This is a genomic window from Streptomyces sp. NPDC034049 (assembly GCF_055575575.1).
This window is the reverse complement of sequence record NZ_JBVISJ010000002.1, coordinates 269,612-292,793: the sequence shown is the minus strand read 5'-3', so window position 1 is coordinate 292,793 and position 23,182 is coordinate 269,612. Positions and strand designations below refer to the sequence as shown.

Genomic DNA, 23,182 nt, shown 5'->3' with positions numbered 1-23,182 from the left:
CCTGGATGGGGCTTCGCCCCTATCCGTGGATCCTCACGCCGTCGCCGAGCTGCTGCGTCGAAAGCGTTCCGTCGGGCGGAGGAGCAGCGAGAGGGAGGCCGCCGCGACGACGAGGGCGCCGGCGAGGACCACCAGGTAGTCGGCCGAACCCAGTGCCGTGTGGGTGAGGAACGCGCCGAAGAGGCCACCGGCGGTGCCCGTCGGCAGGACCAGGGCGCGGGCCGGCAGACGGTGCGGCAGACGGTAGACGGCGGCGCAGGCGAGGGCGAAGCCGAGGAGTGCGGATCCGAGTGCTTCCAAGAACATGATCGAGTTCCCTCCCGCACGGCCTGGCCTGGGCAAATCGGTTGTAGCCGGTACTACCCGCGAGGCGTGGGACGCAATCATCGTCTGTGGACGAGTTGTGGCCGCTCTGTGGCGCGCGCCCCATGGCGGCCATGAGACGCGGGCGCATGGAAGGGGCCCGGTGGTTTCACACCACCGGGCCCCTTCCGTACGCCTCTTGTGCTCGTGACTACAGCGCGCTGAAGCCCACCTTGCGGACGGTCGGCTCGCCGATGTCGACGTAAGCGAGACGGTCGGCCGGGATCAGCACCTTGCGGCCGTGCTCGTCCGTGAGGCTCAGCAGCGCCGACTTGCCGGCCAGCGCCTCGGCAACAGCACGCTCGACCTCCTCGGCACTCTGACCGCTCTCCAGAACGATCTCGCGGGGCGCGTGCTGCACGCCGATCTTGACCTCCACGGCTATGTCCCTCCGACGGTCAGTGAAATGCGCGGGCTTCCGCGCCGTACGCAGCACACATTAGCCCGGTGAGGGGACGTACACGCTCCGCCCGAGAACGCCAGGAGCGAACAGGGGGCGGGAACAAATCCCCGGACCGGTGTGCGGCGGGGCCGGCCGGCCGGCGGGGTCAGTGCTGGTCGATGCCGTGCAGGGGGAAGCCCGCGATACCGCGCCAGGCAAGCGAGGCCAGCAACTGGACCGCCTGCTCACGCGGGACGGTGCGGTCGCTGTGCAGCCAGGACCGCGCCACCACCTGGGAGAGGCCGCCCAGCCCCGAGGCGAGGAGCATCGACTCCGCACGGGAGAGGCCCGTGTCCTCCTCGATGACGTCGCAGATGGCCTCGGCGCACTCGTTGGTGACCTTGTCGACGCGCTCGCGCACGGCGGGCTCGTTCGTCAGGTCGGACTCGAAGACCAGCCGGAAGGCACCGCCCTCGTCCTCGACGTACGCGAAATAGGCGTCCATCGTCGCGCGGACCCGCTGCTTGTTGTCGGTCGTCGACGCCAGCGCGCCGCGCACCGCCTGGATCAGGGCCTCGCAGTGCTGGTCCAGCAGGGCCAGGTAGAGGTCGAGCTTGCCGGGGAAGTGCTGGTAGAGCACCGGCTTGCTGACTCCGGCGCGCTCGGCGATGTCGTCCATCGCGGCGGAGTGGTAGCCCTGGGCCACGAAGACTTCCTGGGCGGCGCCCAGCAACTGGTTCCGTCGGGCTCGGCGGGGCAGCCGTGTGCCCCGCGGGCGCGCCGCCTCTGTCTGCTCGATGGCTGTCACGCCGCCTCCCAAGATCGTCCACATGCGGGTGTGCGCCGCGCCGCCATCGTACTTTTCGGTAACCCTGGTGTGCGCGGTGCGAGCGCAGAATTTCACGGACCGGACGCCTGGGAAAGTGCCGCCAATCACGTCAAACGCGGGCAGGGCGGGCAGAAGGAAGCCCTTTCTCGTCACCGGTCGTCGTCCCTGGTGAGGATCGGGTTACCGATAGTCGTCCTCGTCCTCGTCCAGGGAGACCACGCGGGCCTGTTCCGCCAGATCGGCCTCGTTGGCCGTGCCCGGATCGACGTCGGTCAGCGGATCGTCCCGGTGCGGGGCGATGTCCGCGTGCTGCTCGGCGGCATCGGCCTCGGGGGCCTCGACATCGTCCAACTCCACGGAGTCCTCCTCGACGAAGGTGTCGGGATCGGTCGGATCAACGGCCATCGTGGGTTCCCCTTTCCTGGTGCTGCCCGGTGCTGTCCTGGTGCCGCCGGAACGTCCCCGACGGCGGCGGGGGCCACGTACGGGTGCCCTCTTCGCGAGCCCGGATGCGCCGCCCGCGAGCTTGGCTCGCGAGCCTGTGCCCGGGCTCGGTCCGGGGTGCGTGCCCGGGCCGCCCAGGGCTGCTTCCGGGCCGGCTCGTGGGCGGGCTTGCGGGCCCCGCCGCGAGCACGTTTCCGAGCCTAGGAGACAGGTCATCGCGGCGCTACGCGGTCGAGCCGGACCCGGTGCCGAGCGCCGGGGCGCGGACGGTCCGGCGGTGAAGTGCATGGCGCCCGGTACCCCCTGAGAAGTGGCTGAATTGTGGTGTGGCCTGTGACGGCGAACACATGAGCCACTGCGTGATCGTCTCGTAACATTGCCCGCATGTCTTCGACCGATCTGCCGTCCCTGCTGACCGCCACCGCGTCGCCGAAGACGAGTGCCGTGCGCGTGGCGCCCGGTGAGCGGCTGAGGTCGGTCCGGTTGCCGGGCATCACGTTGTCGGTACGGGCTAGACCGCCGGCGCGCGAGGGGCTGCCGCCCGCCCTGTACGTCCACGGCCTGGGCGGCTCCTCGCAGAACTGGTCCGCGCTGATGCTGCTGCTCGACGGGCTCGTCGAGAGCGAGGCGCTCGACCTGCCCGGCTTCGGCGATTCGCCGCCGCCGGACGACGGCAACTACTCCGTCACCGGACACGCGCGCGCGGTCATCCGCTACCTCGACTCCACCGGGCGCGGCCCCGTGCACCTCTTCGGCAACTCCCTCGGCGGCGCGATCACGACCCGCGTCGCCGCACTGCGCCCGGACCTCGTCCGCACCCTGACCCTCGTGTCGCCCGCCCTGCCGGAGCTGCGCGTGCAGCGGACCGCCGTGCCGACGGGGCTGCTCGCCCTGCCGGGCATGGCGGCGCTCTTCACCCGCTTCACCAGGGGGTGGAGCGCCGAACAGCGCGTACGGGGCGTCATGGCGCTCTGCTACGGCGACCCCGGCCGTGTCACGGACGAGGGTTTCCGCAACGCCGTGGAGGAGATGGAGCGGCGCCTCCAACTGCCGTACATGTGGGATGCGTTGACGCGTTCGGCCCGAGGGATCGTGGACGCCTACACTTTGGGAGGGCAGCACTCGCTCTGGCGCCAGGCCGAGCGGGTCCTCGCCCCGACCCTCCTCGTCTACGGCCGACGCGACCAGCTCGTCGGCTACCGCATGGCCCAGCGCGCCGCCCGCTCCTTCCGCGACTCCCGCCTCGTCTCTCTGCCGGACGCGGGGCACGTGGCGATGATGGAGTACCCGGAGGCGGTCGCCGCCGCGTTCCGCGAACTGCTCGCGGATTCGGGGAGGCCGCGGGGCGGGGCGGATGCGATGGCGGTGGGTTCGGAATCGGCGGATCTGGTGTCAGTGGGTTCGGGGTCGGGGTCGTTCGAGTCGGTCGAGTTTTCGGGTGAGGGTGGTTCGGTGAGTGGCGGTGGGTCGGTCGGCGCCGACGACGGTGATTCGGTCGCCGAAGGGCCGCCCAAGGGCTCGCCCGGCGTGGGGAGCTGAGGCGCGGCGTGGGACGGCACAGCCGCAAGGGGCGGGCGCCGAAAGGCGACACAACCGACAGCAAAACCGATATCGCAGCCGATGTCGCAGCCGATATAAGGACAGCGCGGGCGGATGCGTCCATCGGCGCGGGTGACCGGCCGTCCGCCGCTCGGCCGCAGGCGCAGCCGCCGAAGGGCGCTCCGCCGCCCCGGGGGCACGGGGCGCCGGGGTACGACAGGGCGCCGGGGCAAGGGGCCCCGGGCCAGGGGAGGCCGTCGGGGTTCGGCGGTGGTGTGCCGGGGCAGCAGGACCGGCCGTCAGGCTTCGGGGGCGGTGCGCCCGGGCGGCAAGGGGCGCGCTTCCCGGACGGCACGCCCGCGCACGGCTTCCCGCGCCTTCCCGACGGCACACCGGCGCACGGCGTACCGCGATTCGCGGACAGCACTCCGGCGCACGGGTCCCCCCGTCTCCCTGACGGCACGCCCGCGCATGGGATGCCGCGACTGCCCGACGGCACGCCCGCGCACGGCTTTCCGCGTGTCCCGGACGGTGCCCAGGCGCGCGGCGGTCCGCCGAGCCGGGGGGAACACCCCGAACAGCGTGAAGCGGGCGGGGGTTGGGGCCACCTGGGTGGTGCCGGGCGTCGGCAGGGCGCCGGACCCGGCGTGGCGCCAGGGGATCCCGGCGGGTCCCCCTATGGTGGGCCGGGCGAGGCGTCACCCCATGGCGCCCCGCACGGCGTGCCTCCGGAGAGTTCGGGCCGCCGTATCCCCATTCCCCGGCAGCGGCAGGAGACCATGCCCCCCGGTGGCCCTCGCCAGGCCTATCTGGACGCCTTCGACGAGGTCGACGACGTCTTCGCACCCGGCCGGACCCATCAAGGCGCGCCGGGTGCCGACGACGACGGCCTTGCCGAGACGGCTCTGGAGGAAAAACCGCTGAACCGACGGTCGCCTCGGCAGGACGTGTCTGGACAAGGCCCGTCTCAGGGCGCGTCCCACGGGTCGTCCGAGCAGCCGCCGGGCGACGAGGCCGAGGTCGCCGGGGCGGCGAAGGGCGGCAAGGGGCGGGCGTTCGTCGGGATCGCGGCCGCCGCTGTCACGACCGTGCTGGTGGTCGTCGTGGGCGGACAGATGGCCGTCGGAGAGGACGACACCGCCGCTCGGCCGCAGGCCGCCGACGCCGGCGAGCGTGCCGTGCGCGACGCCTCGCGCAGCGACAACCGGCCCACACCGTCGGTCCCGCCCAGCCCGAGCGCGACCCCTCTGACGTACGAGCAGAAGATGGACAAGAAGTACGCGCTCGCCGCGGATCTGGAGGGCGGCGGGAAGTTCGAGGCGGTCGGGGGCTTCGACAGGGCGCCGGGGACGGGGCAGAAGTACCGCTACCGGGTCGATGTCGAGAAGGGGCTCGGGCTGGACGCGGAACTGTTCGCCGACGCCGTGCAGAAGACCCTGAACGACGACCGGAGTTGGGCCCACGGCGGTGGCCGTACGTTCGAGCGGATCTCCTCGGGCACACCCGACTTCGTGATCACGCTGGCGAGTCCGGGGACCACCGCGTTCTGGTGCGCCAAGTCGGGGCTCGACACCACCGTGGACAACGTCTCGTGCGACTCGGCCGCCACCGAGCGCGTGATGATCAACGCGTACCGCTGGGCCCAGGGTTCGGAGACCTACGGCGACAAGATCCACGCGTACCGACAGATGCTGATCAACCACGAGATCGGCCACCGCCTCAAGTACCCCCATGTGACCTGCGACAAGGACGGCGAACTCGCGCCCGTCATGCAGCAGCAGAGCAAGTTCCTGACCTACGGCGGGATCACCTGCAAGGCCAATCCCTGGCCCTATCCGGGGGGTTGACCGGCCTCCGCCGGGACCGTCGGTGGCCGCGCAGTGTGATCGACTGATCCCTTAGCGCGACAAAACGCGTCCCGCTAGTGAAAGTTACGACCGTTCACCCCTTTTGGTGGCGCGATGGACAACCGTCCGTCGCGCCACTGCCTTGTCCGCATACGTTCGTCCCGCTGCGGGCCGCCGGGCGAACGGCGGCTCCACAAACGGGAGATCGGGGGTGCACGCGTGCGCATCGGACTGCTTACGGAGGGTGGCTATCCGTATGTGAGCGGTGACGCCAGGCTCTGGTGCGACCGACTCGTACGTGGGCTGGAGCGACACGAGTTCGACATCTACGCGCTCAGCCGGAGCGAGCGGCAGGAGGACGAGGGCTGGATCCCGCTGCCGCCGCAGGTCAGCCGGGTCCGTACGGCACCGCTGTGGACGGCCGAGGACGACGGGGTCGTCCATGGCCGCCGGGCGCGAAGGCGCTTCGCGGAGGCGTACGGCGAGCTCGTGGCGGCCGTCTGTTCGGGAGGAGCGGGCGGTGCCGATGCGGCTGGGCGGGACGGCGAGGGCCGGGTCGATGCTGAGGCGGACCGTTTCGGCAACGCGCTGTACGGGCTTGCCGAGCTGGCCCGGGACGAAGGCGGACTGATCGGCGCGCTGCGCTCCGAGGCCGCCGTCCGCACTCTGGAGCGCGCCTGTCGCGCGCCGGGCGCGCTGCGGGGGGCGCGCGAGGCTCGCGTACCGGATCTGCTGACCGTCGCCACCCATCTGGAACGCGCCCTGCGCCCCCTCTCGCTCGACTGGTACGAGGACGACGGCCTCGGCTCGGTCGACCTGTGCCATGCCGCGGCGGGCGGATCGGCCGCGCTGCCGGGGTTGTTGGCCCGTCACTTCCACTCGGTGCCCCTTCTGGTCACCGAGTACGGCGTGCCGCTGCGGGCGCACTACCTCGGGACGTCGGGAGAGGCGCCGGTACGCGCGCTCCTCGCGGCCTTCCACCGGCGGCTGACCGCCGAGGTATACCGGCAGGCCGCCTGTCTCACCCCCGGCAACACCCATGCTCGCCGCTGGCAGGAGCGCTGCGGCGCCGACCGGGCCAGGATCCGTACCGTCTACCCCGGCATGGACGCCGCCCGCTTCGCGGAGGTGGGCGAGTCGCCGGAGTGCGCGGATCCGCACACGCTGGTGTGGGTGGGCCGGATCGAGCCCGCCAAGGACCTGATCTCGCTGCTGCACGCCTTCGCCGAGATCCGCCGGGCGGAGCCCAGGGCACGGCTCAGGATCGTCGGAGCGGCGGCGGGGGCCGAGGCCACCGCCTATCTGGGCCACTGCAAGGCCCTCGCGGCGCAGCTCTTCCCCGACGAGGCGGACGGCGTCCACGCCGTCGGCGACAACCCCGTCTCCTTCGAGGAGATCGGCGACCCGGCCGTCCCCGACCTGGCCGAGGCCTACGCCGCCGGCGCGGTGGTCGTGCTGTCGAGCGTCGTCGAGGGCTTCCCGATCAGCCTGGTCGAGGCCATGTTCTGCGCCCGGCCCACGGTCTCCACCGACGTGGGCGCGGTGGTGGAGGTCATCGGCGGCACCGGGCTCGTCGTTCCCCCGCGCAATCCGCGGGCGCTCGCGGAAGCGTGCGTGGCGCTCCTGCGAGAACCCGAGCGCCGTGCGCGCCTGGGCGCGGCTGCCCGCGCCCGCGCTCTCGAACTCTTCACGGTGGAGCAGAACGTCGCGGCATTTCGTGGCATCTATCTGGAGATCGTCTCCCACGCCCCGGTACGCAAGATCGTCCTCGACGCCACCGGTGAACCACTGCCCTTCGGGGCCCCTGCCGAGGCCCACGTTCCCGGCCGCTGGACCGAACCCCGGCCGTCTGCGGGGGGCCTTGGGGTTGTGGGGGTCGCGGGCGTGGCGGGTGTAGCCGGCGTGACAGGGGTTGCGGGTGTGGCAGGGGTTGCCGGTGTCGTGGGGGTGGCTGGAGCGGCGGGGGCTGCCGAGGTTGTCGGGGGAGCCGGGGCGGTGGGTTCGGGTGAGAGGAGGGCCGGGGTCGGGAGACCGCGCTGGGCCGTTGGCTCGGCCGTGCGGACTGCGGCGCCGGGCCGGGAAGCGGTGCCCGAGCGGGATGGGGCGCCGGCTTGGGGCGTGGTGCCCGAGCGGGATGGAGCGCAGGCTCGGGACGTGGTGACGGGGCGGGATGGGGCGCCGGTTCGGGAGGCTGGTCCGGAGCGGGATGGGGCGGCTCCGCGCGGCGGGGTGTCTGCGCGGGGGGCGGCTTCGGCGGCGGGTGGGACACCGGCCGCTGGGTCTGTTCCTGGGGCGGCTTCTGAGGCCGGCTCGGCTGTCGTGCGGGGCGCAGCTGTACGTGGCTCGACCTTGGCTGAGGCCCCCGGCACGGCCTCAGCCGGGGGCGCGGCTTCGGCGGCGGCCACCATCGCTTCGACTTCCGCTGCGGACGCCGCTTCGGCGGGTGCCACAGCCTCGGCCCGGTTCCCAGCCACGACCTCCGGGGCCGCTGCGGCCGCAGATGGGGAAGGGCCCACGACAGTGGCCCCCCGCACGGTCTCGGCCAGTGACGCAGTCACCGGTGTGACCAGCGCGTCGGCAGCGGGATCCGCTTCGGTCCGAGCTGCGGAGAGGCCTTCGGGTGCGGGTGCCGGCGAGCCGGTGCCCGCGGGGGAGGGGGCGCGATGAGCGAGCTACGGTTGGACGGGCTGGACGGGCTGGACGGGCTGGACGGGCTGGACGGGCTGGACGGGCTGGACGGGCTGGACGGGTTCGATGCGAAGCCACCGTCGGACGACATGACGCCGGACGATCTCCTGGCCCCGCGGGACCTCATCGCCCCGCCCGACCCTGTCCTCCGGGCGCCCGGCGACGACCTTTCCCTGCCCGAGGCCGGACCCAGGTCCGCTCCCCGGCGCGGTGCCGTGGACCCCGTGAAGGCCCTGATGCACCGGCACCGGGAACTCTGCGAGCGGGCGGTCGACCCCTTGGAGATCGCCGCCGGCCTGGAGGCGCACGGGCTGACCGACCGGACGGCCGCCCGCTTCCGGCACCGCGACGTGTTCTCGCTCGCCGAGGAGATGTACGCGCGCGTGTCGCGTGACGGTGAGGAATCCGCGCAGCGCGCGCCGGTGCCGAACGCCCCCGGCGCACGCGGTGGATGGGCCCTGTTCGCCCTGCTGCCGGGCGCCCTCTGCGCGGCGGGTGTCGTCGGGGTACGGCTCACCGAGGGCCAACCCCGGCTCGCGGCCGCGGCCCTCGGCGCCCTCGCTGTGGCGCTCGGCCTCCGCTCGGCACTCGACCGGGGTCCCCTGCGCGCCCCGTCCGGTACAGCGGGCCGCACCCGCACCTGGACCTGCTGGCTGATCGCGTACGCCCTTCTCGGCGACGGCCTGCTCGCCGCCGGGCTCGACGGCGGGCCCCACGGGATGTGGCCCCTGTCCGTCGCACCCGTGCTCGCGCTCGCCCTGTCCTGCGCTCCCGCCGTCTGGTGCGCCCACCTCCTCTCCGTGCGGGCCCGCCGCAAACTCACCGCCAGCCGGGGCCTCGCGGAGTTCGCCGAGTCCATGAAGCCCCTGATCCTCGGCGTGTTCGCACTTCACCTCGGTGCACTGGCCGCCCTGCTGGCGCTGTGCGGCACCTTCCTGGACGAGCCCTCCGGCCGCGCGGGCGCCGCGGCACTCGGGGCGCTGCTGCTGCTCGCCCGTCTCCTCATCGCCCACGGCTTCGCCCAGGCCCCGGTGATCGCCCTCCGCACGGCCGCGCTGGCCGAGGCGCTCGCGCTGGGCACCGTCTTCGCGAGCCGCCTGCCCGGCTGCTCCTTCCTGGCCGTCCCCGTCGAGACCGTCACCCATGCCTGGGGGGCCGAGGCCGTTCCCGCCCTTGTCTGCGGCACCGCCGCACTCGCCCTGCTCGTCCGCACCCTCCGCACCCTGACCCGGGCCTCGGCCCACGCCTTGCCCTCCGGGGCGACCTGACTCTCTCGGGCTTCCCGCGACGGCCTCATGCCGCCGCGCGAAGTCCGAGCCCGACCGATGCGCGGGGCTGCCGTCCCGCGCGTCCCCTTCCCGCGGGGCCGACACCGCGGGACCTCATCACCCACGGCACCACCCCATAAGGAGAACGCCAGATGATCACCTCCCGAACCGGAGAGCCCGCCCCGGGAGCCGCCCGATGAGGGTCCTGCTGATCGGAGCCAACGGATATCTCGGCCGCTTCGTCGCCGAACGTCTGCTCGCCGACCCGGCCGTCCAGCTCACCGCCCTCGGCCGTGGCGACGACGCCGACGTACGGTTCGACCTCGCCACCGGCAGCCCCGGCGCGCTCACCCGCTTCCTGGACGCCGTCCACCCCGGAGTCGTCGTCAACTGCGCCGGCGCCACCCGCGGAGGCGCCCGCGAACTCACCCGGCACAACACCGTCGCCGTCGCCACCGTCTGCGAAGCCCTGCGTCGCAGCGGCTGCGGGGCGCGGCTGGTGCAGCTCGGCTGCGGCGCCGAGTACGGGCCGAGCCAGCCCGGCTCCTCCACCGCCGAGGACGCCGTGCCCCGCCCCGGCGGCCCGTACGGAGTGAGCAAGCTCGCCGCCACCGAACTCGTCCTCGGCTCCGGCCTGGACGCCGTGGTGCTGCGCGTCTTCTCGCCCGCCGGACCCGGCACACCCGCCGGCTCCCCGCTCGGCCGCCTCGCCGAGGCCATGCGCCGCGCCATGCAGTCGGGCGACGGCGAACTCAAACTCGGCGGTCTCGGCGTCCAGCGCGACTTCGTCGACGTACGCGACGTCGCCCGCGCCGTCCACGCCGCCTCGCTCTCCGCGGCCCAGGGCGTGATCAACATCGGCTCCGGCCGAGCCGTGCGCCTCCGCGACGCCGCGGCCGTGCTCGCCCGCGTCGCCGGTTACGGCGGCGCCCTCCACGAACTGGACGCCCCGCCCAACCCCCTCAGGTCCACCATCGGCCACCCCCGCCCCGAACCCGACCACGCCGCCCCCGTCTCCTACCCCTACCCGGACGGCTGCGGCAGCTGGCAGCAGGCCGATGTGCGCACCGCCCGCGACCGGCTCGGCTGGCGGCCCCGCATCAACCTGGAGGAGTCCCTGGCCGACATCTGGATGGAGGCGGCGTGTCGTATCTGACCCCCGCCCCGTCCGGCATCGCCCGCACCGGCCTGAGCCTGGGCATCGGTGTCCCCGGCTATGCCCACCCCCTTGTCGCTCCACTGGAATGGGGCGAACTCACCCGCCCCGCCACTCCTCTGCACTGGGTCGCCCTCGATGTCGCCGACGGCCCCGGCACCCGCCCCGACCGCCACTGTCTGGAGGCCGCCGGACGCCTGCGGAACGCGGGCGTCCAGGTCCTCGGCCGTCTGGACATGACCTACGGTGCGCGCGCCTTCGCCGAGCTCGCCGCCGACGCCCGCCGCTATCTCGACTGGTATCTGGTCGACGGCTTTTTCCTGGACCGCTGTCCCACCGAGCGCGGCGCCCTCGCCGAGACCGGCCGCACGGTCACCACACTCCGCGCCCTCCTCGGCGGCGGCCACATCGTCCTCGGCCACGGCACCCACCCGCACCCCGGCTATGTCGAGACCGCCGACCAGCTGGTGACCTTCTCCGGCCCCTGGAGCGACTACCGGTGGTCGCAGGTCGCCGAATGGACCGCCGACCATCCCCCCGAGCGTTTCTGCCACTTCGTCCACGGCGTCCCGCGCGGTCACCTCGACGAAGCGCTGCGCATCGCCCGCTGGCAGGGGGCCGCCACGATCTACTTCACCGACCGCACGGATCGCGGCGGCAGGATCGACCCCTGGGAGACGATGCCCGGCTACTGGGACGACATCGTCTCGCTGGTTGGAACGGGTGTCTCGGAATGAAAAAGGGCGTGGCAGTGTTACGGGGAGAACAACTGTAGTGATTGACCGACCAACGGAGTCCCCGTGTCGCTGCCACCCCTGGTCGAGCCCGCTTCCGAGCTCACCGTAGACGAGGTCCGCAGGTACTCCCGCCACCTGATCATCCCCGACGTCGGGATGGACGGGCAGAAGCGGCTGAAGAACGCCAAGGTGCTCTGTGTGGGCGCCGGCGGCCTGGGCTCGCCGGCGCTGATGTACCTGGCCGCGGCGGGCGTCGGGACGCTCGGCATCGTGGAGTTCGACGAGGTCGACGAGTCGAACCTGCAGCGCCAGATCATCCACAGCCAGGCCGACATCGGCCGCTCCAAGGCCGCATCCGCGCGCGACTCCGTCCTCGGCATCAACCCGTACGTGAACGTGATCCTCCACGAAGAGCGGCTCGAGGCCGAGAACGTGATGGACATCTTCAGCCAGTACGACCTGATCGTCGACGGCACGGACAACTTCGCCACCCGCTACCTGGTCAACGACGCCTGCGTGCTGCTGAACAAGCCGTACGTCTGGGGTTCGATCTACCGCTTCGACGGTCAGGCCTCCGTCTTCTGGTCCGAGCACGGTCCCTGCTACCGCTGCCTCTACCCGGAGCCCCCGCCGCCGGGCATGGTCCCCTCCTGCGCCGAGGGCGGCGTCCTCGGTGTGCTGTGCGCCTCGATCGGCTCCATCCAGGTCACCGAGGCCATCAAGGTCCTCACCGGCACGGGCGAGCCGCTGGTGGGCCGTCTGATGATCTACGACGCCCTGGAGATGCAGTACCGCCAGGTCAAGGTTCGCAAGGACCCCAACTGCGCCGTCTGCGGCGAGAACCCCACCGTCACCGAGCTCATCGACTACGAGGCCTTCTGCGGCGTCGTCTCCGAGGAGGCCCAGGAGGCGGCCGCCGGCTCGACGATCACTCCCAAGCAGCTCAAGGAGTGGATCGACGACGGCGAGAACATCGAGATCATCGACGTCCGTGAGATCAACGAGTACGAGATCGTCTCCATCCCGGGCGCCAAGCTGATCCCGAAGAACGAGTTCCTCATGGGCACCGCCCTGGAGGCCCTCCCGCAGGACAAGAAGATCGTCTTGCACTGCAAGACGGGTGTCCGCAGTGCGGAAGTCCTCGCGGTCCTGAAGTCGGCGGGCTTCGCCGACGCGGTCCACGTCGGCGGTGGCGTGATCGGCTGGGTCAACCAGATCGAGCCCAGCAAGCCGGTCTACTAGCAGCACGGACCGGTTCGCCGGACGAGCGCCTTTTCGGAGGGGGCTCGGCACCACGGGTGCCGGGCCCCTCTCCGTTGCCCGGTGGACCGGCGCGAGTGCCCGGTGGACCGGCGTGAACCGGTGGCCGCACCGGCCTACGCGCAGACCTTGCCGTCCTCGGGCACCTTCCCGTTCAACAGATACGCGTTCACCGTCGAGTCGACACAGTCGCTGCCGCTGCCGTACGCGCCATGGCCCTCGCCCTTCCAGGTGAGCATCACACCGACGCCCTCGCCCAGCTCCCCGGCCATCTTCCGCGCGCCCTCGTAGGGCGTCGCCGGATCGCCGGTGTTGCCCACCACGAGGACGGGCTCCGCTCCCGGGGCGCTCACCTCCGGCGAGTCCGTGAGACCGGGCACCGGCCAGTCGTGGCACCAGCCCGCCGTGTCCCAGCCCAGGAACTCGCCGAACACGGGCGAGATCTCCCGGAACTCGGACAGGAGCCTCTTCGTCTCCTCCGGGGTCGGCCGCTGCTTCTGGTCCAAGCACGATATGACCCGTTGGGAGTGGGTCGTCGTGCCGTAGTGGCCCGACGGGTCACGCTCGTTGTAACCGTCGGCCAGCGCGAGCAGCTCGGTGCCGTCGCCGTCCTCGGCCGCGTCGAGCGCGCTGGTCAGCGTGGGCCAGCTTTGCTCGCTGTAGAGCGGCAGCACGATCCCGGTGGTCGCCAGGGTCTGGGTGAGCTCGCGGCCGGACGTCGTCGCGAGCGGCTCGGCGTCGATGCGCCGCAGCAGCTTCTCGATCTTCCGGGTGCCTTCGTCGGGGTCCTGGCCCGTGGAATTCAGGTAGTTGTCGAGGGCGCGCTGGAATCCCAGGGCCTGGTTCTTGGCGTGGCCCACCGTGTCGGCGGTCGGGTCGACGACCGCGTCCAGGACCAGGCGTCCGACCTTCTCGGGGAACAGATGGGCGTAGACGCCGCCGAGTTCGGTGCCGTAGGAGATGCCGAAGTAGCGCATCTTCTCGTCGCCGAGGACCTGGCGCATGACGTCCATGTCGCGGGCGGTCTCGGTGGTCGACACGTGCGACAGGAGCTTCCCCGCGGCCTTCTCGCAGCCCGCGCCGAAGTCGGCCGCGTCCTTGAAGAAGGCCGTCTCCTCGGATGTGTCGTCCGGTGTGGCGTCCACCGACTCACCCGCCTGGATCTCCTTGTCGCTGCGGCAGCGCACCCCGTCGCTCTGGGCCACCCCGCGCGGGTCCCAGCTCACCAGGTCGTACCGCTTGTGCAGTTCGCTCGTGAGGCCCGCGTACGACGGCAGGGTGGAGACGCCCGAGCCGCCCGGTCCGCCGAAGTTGAACAGGAGGGAGCCGACACGGTCGTCGGCGTCACCCGTCGCCTCGCTGCGGATCAGCGCGAGCCCGATCGTCGGGCCGTCCGGTGCGGCGTAGTCCAGTGGCACCTTCAGCGTCGCGCACTGCCATTCGTCGCCCGGCGCCGGACCCTCCGAGGTCGCCTTGCAGCGCCCCCAGTCGAGTTCCTGGGACGCGGCCGAAGGCGCCGGTGCGGGCGCGGAGGCCTTGCCGTCGTCCGCCCTGTCGTCGGCCCCGTCGTCCGTGCCGCCGCTGCAGCCGGCGACCAGCAGCACGGCAGCGGCCAGCGCCGCCCCCCGTGGAAAACGCGCCATGAACACTTCCCCCCCTCTCGCAGGACCGTCCGTCGGTTGTCCCGAATGACGGTCATGCCATGGTATGCGGATCGCGGGGAATGCCGAGATGGCCTGTGGATAACGCTCTGACCTGCATGTTCACGTGCAGACGGTGCCGGATTTCGGTACCTTCCCCGACAGCAGGTAGCCGTCCACGGCACTCCGGACGCACCCGTTGCCGCTGCTGTACGCGCCATGGCCCTGTCCTTTGTACGTCAGCTCCACTCCGACCCCCGGCCCGAGCGCTTCGACCATCTTTCGCGCACCCTCGTACGGTGTGGCGGGGTCGCCCGTGTTGCCGATCACGAGGATCGGCGCCGAGCCGGGAGCCCGCACATCGGGATGGTCGGCCGCGCCGGCGACCGCCCAGTCGGTGCAGCTGAGCATGGACCAGGCGAGCCAGTCACCGAAGACCGGCGAGGCCGCCCGGAACTCGGCCCGCCTCCCCTCCACGTGCTCGGTGGTGTAGCGCGGCTTGTCGTCGGCGCAGTTGATGGCGACGTTCGCCGCGGTGATATTGCTGTACTCGCCGTTCTCGCTGCGCCCGTTCAACGAGTCGGACAACAGCATCAGCACCTGGCCGTCCCCGTCGTACGCCTGTTGCAGGCCCTCGGTCAGGTACTGCCAGAGGTCGTGGGAGTACAGGGCCTGGGCGATGCCGTTCCTCGCCTCGGACTCGGTCAGGTCGCGGGGGAAGACCCCGGGGATCGGCTTCCTGTCGAGGTCTGCGAGCAGCTTGACGATCCGGTCCTCGACGTCCTGTGCGGTGTCGCCCACCGGGCAGTCCGCCACCTGGGAGACACAGTCCCGGGCGTAGTTGTCGAGCGCCCGCTGGAAGCCCTCGGCCTGCCCGAGCGAGCCCTGCTCGGCGGTCTGGGTCGGGTCGACGACCGCGTCGAACACGGCCCGTCCGATGCTCTCGGGGAACAGATGGGCGTAGACGCCGCCGAGTTCGGTGCCGTACGAGAACCCGAAGTAGTGGAGTCTGTCGTCGCCGAGGACACGCCGCATGAGGTCCATGTCGCGGGCCGCGTCCGTGGTGGAGACGTGCGGGAGGGTCTTGCCGGAGTTCTCCTCGCAGGCGGAGTTGAACGTCTCGGTGTTGTCGAGGAACTCCGTCCGCTCGGAGGTGTCGTCCGGGGTCATGTCCTGCTGGAAGTACTCGTCGAGCGCCTCGTCGTCCTCGCACTGGATGCCGGCGCTGCGTCCGACGCCGCGCGGGTCGAAGCTCACCAGGTCGTAGCGGGTGCGCAGTTTCGCGTAGTCCTCGCCGAACGAGGGGAGCGTCTTGATGCCCGAGAGGCCGGGGCCGCCGAAGTTGAAGACGAGTGAGCCGATCCGCCGGCTCGCGGAGCCGCTGGACCGGGCCCGGATCAGTGCGATGCCGATCGTGTCGCCGTCGGGGTCGTCCCAGTCGAGAGGTGCCTTCATGGTGGCGCACTGCCAGGCGTCGCCGTCCGGCAGCGGTGAGGGTGCCGGGCCGCCGCCCTGGGCCTCGGACGGTGCCTCGCAGGTCTTCCAGCTCAGCTTCTGCGTCGTCAGGTCCCCGTCGTCCCCCTGGGCGTCGTCGCCGCAGCCCGCGGCCGTCAGGGACAGCAGAACGGCGAGGGCGGTCACGGCGACGGCACACGGACGGGGAAAGAGGGGCATGCCACCCATCCTGGAGGCGCCCGGAGCGATGCGCTCGGGGCGCGGGCCGTGCGGGTGAGCCCCGGGACACGCGGTCCACGCGCGCGTGGACCGCGTACATCGCGAAGGAGGACCAACGCGCGTGGGTCCCTACAGCGCGCCCTTGCGTGACAGCTGATTGAAGGCCAGCCACCCCGGCAGCACGGGCAGCCACAGGGTCAGCAGACGGAACAGCAGCACGGCGGGCGCGGCGACCTCCTTGGGGAGGCCCACGGCGATCAGACCGACCGTCAGGGTGGCCTCGACGGCACCCACACCGCCCGGGGTGGGTGCCGCGGAACCGAGCGCGTTGCCCGCGAGGAAGACGACCGCGACGCTGGCGATGCTGATCGACACGTCCTCGTTGCCGAACGCGCGGATCGAGGCGTCCAGACACATCACGAAGCATCCAGTGAGGAGCAGCATGCCGCCGATGCCGGTGACCAGCTTCTGCGGCCGTTGCAGCACGTCGAGCATGCGAGGCACGACACCGGCGAAGAGCGACCGCACGCGCGTGACGACGAACTTGCGCAGGAACGGGATCGACGTCACCACCAGCACGAGCACCGCGACCGTCAACAGGCCCGCGATGACGGTGCGGGACGGCGACAGGGACGGTGTCTTCTCGGTGCCGGTCAGATAGCCGAAGGCCAGCAGCATCAGGATGTGGCAGCCGAGCCCGAAGAGCTGCGAGGCGCCGACGCTCGCCACCGCGAGCCCCGGCCGCACCCCCGCGCGCTGCAGGAAGCGTGTGTTGAGTGCCACACCGCCCACCGCGGCCGGCGCCACGATCTTCACGAACGACCCGGCGACCTGCGCTCCGATCGTCCGCAGGAACGGCACCCGCTCCGGCACGAAGCCCAGCAGGCTCATCGCCGCCGCGACATAGCTCAGCGCGGAGAAGAACACCGCCGCGGCGACCCAGCCCCACTCGGCGTTCTCGATGAGCGGCCCGAACTCGATATGGGTGAGCTGGGTCAGCAGGAAGTACGCGCCGATCGCACCGGCGATGAGGCTGATCAGCGTGCGCGGCTTGACCCGCTCCAGGCGGGCCGGTTCGACCGGTGCCTGGGGTCTGATCAGCAGCACCTGGTGGCGGATCTGGGTGAGCAGGTCCTCCTCGCGGGCCTCCTCCAGGGCCTCGTCGAGCGCCCGCTTCTCGGCCCGCTGCTCGGCCCGCACGGCCTTCTTGTCGGCCTTGCCCGGCTCGGCGGCCCTGCTGTGTTCCTCCGCACGGGCCTGCTTGGCCAGGTGGGACGCCTCCAGGACCGCCTCGCGCTCGCGTTCGGCGCGCTCCCGGGCGAGTCTGCGCAGGGTCGCGCGCGTGGAGCGTGACAGGGCGATCGGCTGGAGCAGCGGCAGGCAGTCGGCCACCGCGTCGGGGCCGAGCACGCTGACGGCCGAGGCCACCGCGCGTTCCGCGCCCACCCGCAGGCCGAGAGTCGTCAGCAACTGGGAGACGTCCATGCGCAGCACCAGATCGCCCGCCGCGATCTCGCCGACGCGCAGATCGGTGAGGATCACCGTGCCGGAACGATCCACCAGAACCGCGTCGCCCACGAGCCTGCGGTGCGCGATGCGCCGCGACTGCAGCGCTTTCACCTGGTGCCAGGTGTCCGACATCAGCTCGTCGGTGACCTCGTCGTCCGCCAGGGAGTCCAGGGTGCGGCCGCCGGTGTGCTCGTAGACGAGCATCACCGCGTCCGGCCCGAGCTCGGAGGTGGCGATCAGTTTCGGCGCGTTGGCGCCGGCCGCGATGGCCGCGTACGCCAGGAGCGCCTCCTGCTCCAGCGCCTGGCGCAGCGACTGGAGGCTGCGGCGTGTGGTGATGCCGCGCAGCGTCAGACGCCGCCAGACGCGGTAGAAGAAGCCCTGGGCCTGCTGTTCCCGGTCCACGACGGTGACGTCCAGGGGTGGGCCGTCCTCCAGCGTCACGAAGTACCGGCGGCCCCGGTCCCCGCCCTCCGTCGTCTCCGGGACCTCCTCACGGGCCGCGCTCACCGGCTTGAAGCCGACCCGCCTGAGGCCGGCCATCAGGGTCCGGCCGGTCGGGCGGACGTTCGGTGAGCCGACCGCGTACAGCGTTCCGTAGGCGACGGTCCAGCCGATCAGCACCGTCAGGATGATCGAGAACGGTGTCGTGTAGCCCGTGACCAGCATCGAGAAGGCGTCCAGCAGCAGCACGATCCACAGCACGGCCCGCCAGCGGGGTCTGCGTGACATCCCCACGGCGGTCATGTACGCGATGACCGGCGCGAGGTAGCCGTGCACGGGGTCCGTGAGGGCGTGGATGTCGCCGGGCGAGGGCTGGGTGAGCGCCTCCTGGATCGAGTCCGGGGCGGCCCTGGCGACCCACAGATCGGTCGCCAGCGTCACTCCGTGCGCCAGGACGGCCGCGAGCACGCCGTCGGCGATGCGCAGACCGTCCCGCTTGATCAGCCGTTCGATCGCGAAGGCGACCGGTACGAGCAGGATCGCGATGCTCGATCCCAGGCCGGCGAGCTTGATCAGGAGATCGGGTGCCTGTCCGGTGCCCTTGTTGATGTCCTGTTCGAGTCCGGAGGTGGTGCCGTGGGCGAACGCGGCGATCGCCAGCAGGACGATGATCCCGAGGATGCCGACCGACAGGCGCATGAGGTCGGAAGGGCGGTGCACGCGCGCGGGGAGCAGTGGTTCGTCGCCCTCGACCTCTTCGGCGTGCGCCTCCTCGAGGTCGTCCTCGCCCGGCCCGTCCTCCCTGTCCGGCCCGTCGTCCTCGTTGTCCTGCTGCCGCTGGTCGCCCGGCTGCTTCTCGTCCCCGTGCGTCACGGGGGACTCTTTTTCGGTCACGGGAGGAGTGGTGCCGGAGGATTCGGTGACGGGAGGGGGGGTGCCGGAGGCCTTCTTCGAGACGCCGTCCGCGCCCTTGTCGCCCCCCTCGGAGGCGTTCGGGCGCGACGAGGCGTCAGAGGTGCCCGCCGCGTCATCGGGGTGCACGCTCTGCTGCTTCATCGTCTCTTCTTGGTCTCGTATCACCAGTCACCGCCCGCACGATGGTGGCATGCCGGGTGGGCACACAGGGGCATCAGGGTGCAATGCGGGGGCGCACAGTCTGCCCGAAGACCGCCCCCCGGGGCGAGGGACGCACGCGGCGGCCGCCACGTCCCATTGTCGGTGGCGTGGGGCAGGATGGGGCGGATGAGCGAGGAGAGCCTTCCGGCGGACGCCCTGCCGGAGTACGCGGAGCGGGTCCTCGAGGTCGCCGACCTGATCCCGCCCGGGCGGGTCATGACATACGGGGACGTCGCCGAATGGCTGGGGGAGGGCGGTCCGCGCCAGGTGGGCCGTGTCATGGCCCTCTACGGCGGCGCGGTTCCGTGGTGGCGGGTCGTCCGTGCCGACGGCGTCCTGCTGCCCGGCCACGAACTGAGAGCGCTGGACCACTACCGCGCGGAGGCCACCCCCCTGCGGGAGGCGAGCCGCGTCACCGAGGGCCATGTGCCGCGTGTCGACATGAGACGGGCGCGCTGGGACGGCGGCGCGGGCGCGGAGGGTCACACCTGACAGCTTCCGGCATCCGACGGATCTCGGTGCGCCCCCTGGTCCGTACGGGGGACACGGGACACGTCGGTGCCATGCCGTACGTTCGTGGGGCGAGGGACGCCCGTGCCGCGCGCGTCGGGAGGCAATAAGGGGAAGCCCCGCTTCCGCGCCACCCGTCGGCGTAGCGTCGGCTGAGCGTGTCCTTCTCACCCCGCACCCACCCTCCTCGACGGGCGGCGCGCCGCGCACCCCTTTCCCGACCACCACCCAGCGACACCGGCGCACCGCGTCGGCAGTGACACCCCGCACACCCACCAGGACCGGCGAACCACGTGAGCTCCTCTTTCTCCACCAGGCGCCTGTCGCACACCCAGGTGCGACAGGGGAGCCGTGGCGCTTACCGACTGGTGCGTACCCCACCGGCCCGGACGGACCCCCCTCGTCTGGACGCCGAGCAGCGCGGTGTGGTTGACCACGAGAGGGGGCCCCTGCTCGTCCTCGCAGGTCCGGGCACCGGCAAGACGACCACGCTCGTCGAGTCGGTGGGAGCCCGCATCGCCCGCGGGGCCGACCCCGCGCGCGTGCTGGTCCTGACCTTCAGCCGCAAGGCGGCCGTGGAACTGCGCGACCGCATGGCGCTGCGCCTGGGGGCCGAGCGCGCCCCGCAGGCCACCACCTTCCACTCGTTCTGCTACGCCCTGGTCCGCGCCCACCAGGACAGCGATCTGTTCGTCGAGCCCCTGCGTCTGTTGTCCGGCCCTGAGCAGGACGTGGCGGTCCGTGAACTGCTCGCCGGTCAGCCCGACCTGGAGCGCCTGGGCCTCGCGCACGTGCGCTGGCCGGACGAGCTGCGCGCCTGCCTGACCACCCGCGGCTTCGCCGACGAGGTCCGCGCGGTGCTCGCCCGCAGCCGTGAACTGGGCCTGGCCCCCGAGGACCTGCGCGCCTTCGCCGCCCGCATCGGCCGCCCGGACTGGCTCGCGGCCTCCGCCTTCCTCGCCGAGTACCTCGACGTCCTCGACCTGCGGGGCGTGCTCGACTACGCGGAACTGGTCCACCGCGCGGTGCTCCTGGCCGGCCGCCCCGACGTCGCCGAGCGGCTGGCCGCGCAGTACGACGCGGTCTACGTCGACGAGTACCAGGACACCGACCCCGCGCAGGTACGGCTCCTGCGGTCCCTCGCAGGCGGCGGCCGCACCCTGGTCGCCTTCGGTGACCCCGACCAGTCGATCTACACCTTCCGGGGCGCCGACGTGAACGGCATCCTGGAGTTCCCGCAGGCCTTCCCGCGCGCGGACGGCCGCCGGGCGCCGGTCGCGGTCCTCAGGAACTCCCGCCGCTCGGCGGCGAACCTGCTCGGCGCCAGCCGCCTGCTCACCCAGCGCATGCCGCTCACCCGCCTCCCCGCCGAGAAGGTGCGTGCCCACCGCGAGTTGAGGCCCGTGCGGGACGGCGGCCGCGTCGAGGTCTACACGTACCCGACACCGGGTACCGAACTGGACAACATCGCGGACATCCTTCGCCGGGCCCATCTCGAGGACGGCGTCCCGTGGAGCGAGATGGCCGTCCTGGTTCGCGCCGGCGCACGCACGATCCCCTCGATCCGGCGCACCCTCACCGCCGCGGGCGTCCCGTTGGAGATCGACGGCGACGACCTGCCCCTGCGCCACGAGCCGGCCGTACAGCCCTTGCTGACGGCGCTACGGGCGGTGGCACGGGCAGAGCTGGGGGAGCGGACCCCGGCGGCCCCCACAGGCCCGGTGGCTCCGGCGGCCCCCGCGGCCCCGGCTGAGGAACCCGACGAGGCACCCGTCGGGCCCTCGAACAAGTTCCCCGACGAGTCCGAGTCGGCAGATGCGTCCGGGCCGGCAGATACGTCCGGGCCGTCCGGCACGGCCGCCGCGCAGCCCTGCTGGCTGGACACCGAGACCGCGCTCGACCTCCTCGCCTCCCCGCTGGCGGGCATGGACACCGCTGACCTGCGGCGCCTGGGCCGCGCGCTGCGCGAGGAGGAGCGGGCCGGCGGCAACCCCGTACCGCCGCCCTCGGACGAACTGCTGGCACGCGCGCTGGCGGAGCCGGAGCGGCTGGTGGCGCACGATCCGGTGTACGCGCGGGGCGCGCAACGCCTCGGCGCGCTGCTGCGGAAGGCCCGCGAAGGTCTCGCGGGCGGCGGTACGGCCGAGGAGGCGCTGTGGGAGCTGTGGGACGGCACGCCGTGGCCCAGGCGCCTGGAGCGTGCCGCCCGGCGCGGCGGCGCGGCCGGGCGCAACGCGGACCGCGACCTCGACGCCGTGTGCGCGCTGTTCGCCACCGCGGCGCGCGCGGAGGAGCGCACCGGCGGCCTGGGCGCCCTCAACTTCCTGGCCGAGATCGAGGCCGAGGACATCGCCGCCGACACGCTCACCGGGCGTGTCGTCCGCCCCGACGCCGTACGCCTGATGACCGCGCACCGCGCCAAGGGCCTGCAATGGCACCTGGTCGTCGTCGCGGGCGTCCAGGAGGGCCTGTGGCCCGACCTCCGCCGCCGCGGATCACTCCTGGAGGCCGACCGCATCGGCCGCGACGGTCTCGCCGAACCGCTCACGCCGGGCGCGCTCCTCGCGGAGGAACGCCGTTTGTTCTACGTGGCCGCCACGCGCGCGCGTGAACGTCTCGTCGTCACCGCGGTGAAGGCGCCCGCCGACGACGGCGACCAGCCCTCCCGCTTCCTCACCGAACTGGGGGTCGAACCCAAGGACGTCACCGGCCGTCCCCGCCGCCCGCTGTCCGTGGCCGCCCTCGTCGCCGAACTGCGCGCCACCACGGTGGACCCGCGCGTGTCGGAGACACTCCGCGAGGCGGCCGCCCTGCGGCTGGCTCGGCTGGCCGCGCTGAGCGACGAGGACGGCCGTCCGCTCGTGCTGTCGGCGCATCCCTACCGCTGGTGGGGCATGTTCGAGCCCACCGAGAGCAAGGTGCCGCTCAGGGACCGTGACCAGCCCGTCGTGCTGTCGGGCAGCGCCCTCGACCAGCTCGCCAACACCTGCGCCCTGCAGTGGTTCCTGGGCCGTGAGGTGAAGGCCGACGCGCCCGCGACCGCCGCCCAGGGCTTCGGCAACGTCGTCCACGTGCTCGCCGACGAGGTCGCCTCCGGACGCACCCCTGCCGACCTCGACGTCCTCATGGAGCGTCTCGACTCCGTGTGGAACGCGCTCGCGTTCGACGCGCCCTGGAAGTCGGAGCAGGAGAAGCAGCACGCGCGCGTGGCGCTCGAACGCTTCCTGAAGTGGCATGTCATGGACCGCGCGGGGCGTGCTCCGGTGGTCAGCGAGCACGACTTCGACGTCACCCTCGAGGCGGGCGACTACGAGGTGCGCATCCGTGGCTCCATGGACCGCGTCGAGACCGACACCGAGGGCCGTGCCTACGTGGTCGACTTCAAGACGGGCAAGCAGTCCGTGAGTTCCGCCGAGGTGACCCGCCACCCGCAGTTGGCGGTCTACCAGCTCGCGGTCCGCGAGGGAGCTGTCGACGAGCCCTTCGGCGGCGTCCGCCCGGAACCGGGCGGCGCCGAACTCGTCCAGCTGCGACAGGGCGCCGCGAAGAAGAACGGCGGCGAGACCCTCCCCAAGGTGCAGGCGCAGGGCCCTCTCGAAGGCGCGGAGGGGGAGTGGGTGGGCGACCTCCTGGCCACCGCCGCGGGCAAGGTCCTGGACGAACGTTTCTCCCCCACTGCCGGACAACACTGCACGCACTGCGCATTCCGGGCGTCGTGCAGTGCCCGTCCCGAGGGCCGGCACGTGGTCGAGTGACGGCGTCCGCTCGGCGGCCCC

At 72.3% G+C, this 23,182-nt stretch carries 16 protein-coding genes; 9 read left to right on the top strand and 7 right to left on the bottom strand.

Annotated elements, in window-relative coordinates; genetic code table 11:
• Positions 1-33: 33 nt before the first annotated feature.
• The 4 genes from ACZ52C_RS06115 to ACZ52C_RS06100 form a co-directional block, all read right to left on the bottom strand.
• Positions 34-306, bottom strand: coding sequence for a hypothetical protein (locus ACZ52C_RS06115; protein ID WP_469073627.1), 273 nt, complete (start codon positions 304-306; stop codon positions 34-36).
• 208 nt (positions 307-514) lie between these two features.
• Positions 515-742: a DUF3107 domain-containing protein gene (locus tag ACZ52C_RS06110; RefSeq protein ID WP_009293559.1), complete on the bottom strand. Its 228-nt coding sequence runs from the start codon at positions 740-742 to the stop codon at positions 515-517.
• 169 nt (positions 743-911) lie between these two features.
• Positions 912-1,553: a TetR/AcrR family transcriptional regulator gene (locus ACZ52C_RS06105; protein WP_469073626.1), complete on the bottom strand. Its 642-nt coding sequence runs from the start codon at positions 1,551-1,553 to the stop codon at positions 912-914.
• A 201-nt stretch (positions 1,554-1,754) separates the two neighbouring features.
• Positions 1,755-1,979 (bottom strand): hypothetical protein, encoded by a 225-nt coding sequence (locus tag ACZ52C_RS06100; protein ID WP_469073625.1) that lies wholly within the window; start codon positions 1,977-1,979, stop codon positions 1,755-1,757.
• A 423-nt stretch (positions 1,980-2,402) separates the two neighbouring features.
• On the opposite strand from ACZ52C_RS06100, the gene ACZ52C_RS06095 reads away from it, so the two are divergent.
• The 7 genes from ACZ52C_RS06095 to moeZ all read left to right on the top strand — a co-directional run bounded on the left by ACZ52C_RS06095 (position 2,403) and on the right by moeZ (position 12,495).
• Positions 2,403-3,557 carry an alpha/beta fold hydrolase gene (locus tag ACZ52C_RS06095; protein WP_469073624.1) on the top strand — a complete coding sequence of 385 codons (1,155 nt, stop codon included), beginning with the start codon at positions 2,403-2,405 and terminating at the stop codon, positions 3,555-3,557.
• A gap of 779 nt (positions 3,558-4,336) precedes the next feature.
• Positions 4,337-5,404, top strand: a complete 1,068-nt coding sequence (locus ACZ52C_RS06090; RefSeq protein ID WP_469073623.1) for a DUF3152 domain-containing protein — start codon at positions 4,337-4,339, stop codon at positions 5,402-5,404.
• Between the two features lie 219 nt (positions 5,405-5,623).
• Positions 5,624-8,071 (top strand): DUF3492 domain-containing protein, encoded by a 2,448-nt coding sequence (locus tag ACZ52C_RS06085; RefSeq protein WP_469073622.1) that lies wholly within the window; start codon positions 5,624-5,626, stop codon positions 8,069-8,071.
• The gene (locus ACZ52C_RS06080; protein ID WP_469073621.1) at positions 8,068-9,360 is read left to right on the top strand and encodes a hypothetical protein; all 1,293 of its coding nucleotides are present in this window, start codon (positions 8,068-8,070) and stop codon (positions 9,358-9,360) included. The genes ACZ52C_RS06085 and ACZ52C_RS06080 overlap by 4 nt, the downstream gene beginning before the upstream one ends.
• A 196-nt stretch (positions 9,361-9,556) precedes the next feature.
• A complete protein-coding gene (locus tag ACZ52C_RS06075; protein WP_215448875.1) occupies positions 9,557-10,516 on the top strand; it encodes an NAD-dependent epimerase/dehydratase family protein in 960 nt (319 codons plus the stop codon).
• Positions 10,504-11,253, top strand: coding sequence for a spherulation-specific family 4 protein (locus ACZ52C_RS06070; RefSeq protein ID WP_469073620.1), 750 nt, complete (start codon positions 10,504-10,506; stop codon positions 11,251-11,253). The genes ACZ52C_RS06075 and ACZ52C_RS06070 overlap by 13 nt, the downstream gene beginning before the upstream one ends.
• Before the next feature lie 63 nt (positions 11,254-11,316).
• Positions 11,317-12,495, top strand: a complete 1,179-nt coding sequence (gene moeZ / locus ACZ52C_RS06065) for an adenylyltransferase/sulfurtransferase MoeZ (protein ID WP_469073619.1) — start codon at positions 11,317-11,319, stop codon at positions 12,493-12,495.
• A 134-nt stretch (positions 12,496-12,629) separates the two neighbouring features.
• Here the strand turns inward: moeZ and ACZ52C_RS06060 are convergent, their stop codons facing one another.
• The 3 genes from ACZ52C_RS06060 to ACZ52C_RS06050 all read right to left on the bottom strand — a co-directional run bounded on the left by ACZ52C_RS06060 (position 12,630) and on the right by ACZ52C_RS06050 (position 18,836).
• Positions 12,630-14,156 carry an alpha/beta hydrolase gene (locus tag ACZ52C_RS06060; protein ID WP_469073618.1) on the bottom strand — a complete coding sequence of 509 codons (1,527 nt, stop codon included), beginning with the start codon at positions 14,154-14,156 and terminating at the stop codon, positions 12,630-12,632.
• A 120-nt stretch (positions 14,157-14,276) separates the two neighbouring features.
• Positions 14,277-15,827 carry an alpha/beta fold hydrolase gene (locus tag ACZ52C_RS06055; RefSeq protein ID WP_469073617.1) on the bottom strand — a complete coding sequence of 517 codons (1,551 nt, stop codon included), beginning with the start codon at positions 15,825-15,827 and terminating at the stop codon, positions 14,277-14,279.
• A 129-nt stretch (positions 15,828-15,956) separates the two neighbouring features.
• Positions 15,957-18,836 (bottom strand): lysylphosphatidylglycerol synthase transmembrane domain-containing protein, encoded by a 2,880-nt coding sequence (locus ACZ52C_RS06050; RefSeq protein ID WP_469073616.1) that lies wholly within the window; start codon positions 18,834-18,836, stop codon positions 15,957-15,959.
• A gap of 186 nt (positions 18,837-19,022) precedes the next feature.
• On the opposite strand from ACZ52C_RS06050, the gene ACZ52C_RS06045 reads away from it, so the two are divergent.
• Positions 19,023-19,388: an MGMT family protein gene (locus ACZ52C_RS06045; RefSeq protein WP_319107512.1), complete on the top strand. Its 366-nt coding sequence runs from the start codon at positions 19,023-19,025 to the stop codon at positions 19,386-19,388.
• A gap of 311 nt (positions 19,389-19,699) precedes the next feature.
• Positions 19,700-23,161 (top strand): ATP-dependent helicase, encoded by a 3,462-nt coding sequence (locus tag ACZ52C_RS06040; protein ID WP_469073615.1) that lies wholly within the window; start codon positions 19,700-19,702, stop codon positions 23,159-23,161.
• Positions 23,162-23,182: the final 21 nt, after the last annotated feature.

Coding starts and splice junctions, on each gene's coding strand:
- ACZ52C_RS06115 (WP_469073627.1), bottom strand. CDS start 306: ATGTTCTTGGAAGCACTCGGATCCGCACTCCTCGGCTTCGCCCTCGCC.
- ACZ52C_RS06100 (WP_469073625.1), bottom strand. CDS start 1,979: ATGGCCGTTGATCCGACCGATCCCGACACCTTCGTCGAGGAGGACTCC.
- ACZ52C_RS06095 (WP_469073624.1), top strand. CDS start 2,403: ATGTCTTCGACCGATCTGCCGTCCCTGCTGACCGCCACCGCGTCGCCG.
- ACZ52C_RS06090 (WP_469073623.1), top strand. CDS start 4,337: ATGCCCCCCGGTGGCCCTCGCCAGGCCTATCTGGACGCCTTCGACGAG.
- ACZ52C_RS06080 (WP_469073621.1), top strand. CDS start 8,068: ATGAGCGAGCTACGGTTGGACGGGCTGGACGGGCTGGACGGGCTGGAC.
- ACZ52C_RS06075 (WP_215448875.1), top strand. CDS start 9,557: ATGAGGGTCCTGCTGATCGGAGCCAACGGATATCTCGGCCGCTTCGTC.
- ACZ52C_RS06060 (WP_469073618.1), bottom strand. CDS start 14,156: ATGGCGCGTTTTCCACGGGGGGCGGCGCTGGCCGCTGCCGTGCTGCTG.
- ACZ52C_RS06055 (WP_469073617.1), bottom strand. CDS start 15,827: ATGCCCCTCTTTCCCCGTCCGTGTGCCGTCGCCGTGACCGCCCTCGCC.
- ACZ52C_RS06050 (WP_469073616.1), bottom strand. CDS start 18,836: ATGAAGCAGCAGAGCGTGCACCCCGATGACGCGGCGGGCACCTCTGAC.
- ACZ52C_RS06045 (WP_319107512.1), top strand. CDS start 19,023: ATGAGCGAGGAGAGCCTTCCGGCGGACGCCCTGCCGGAGTACGCGGAG.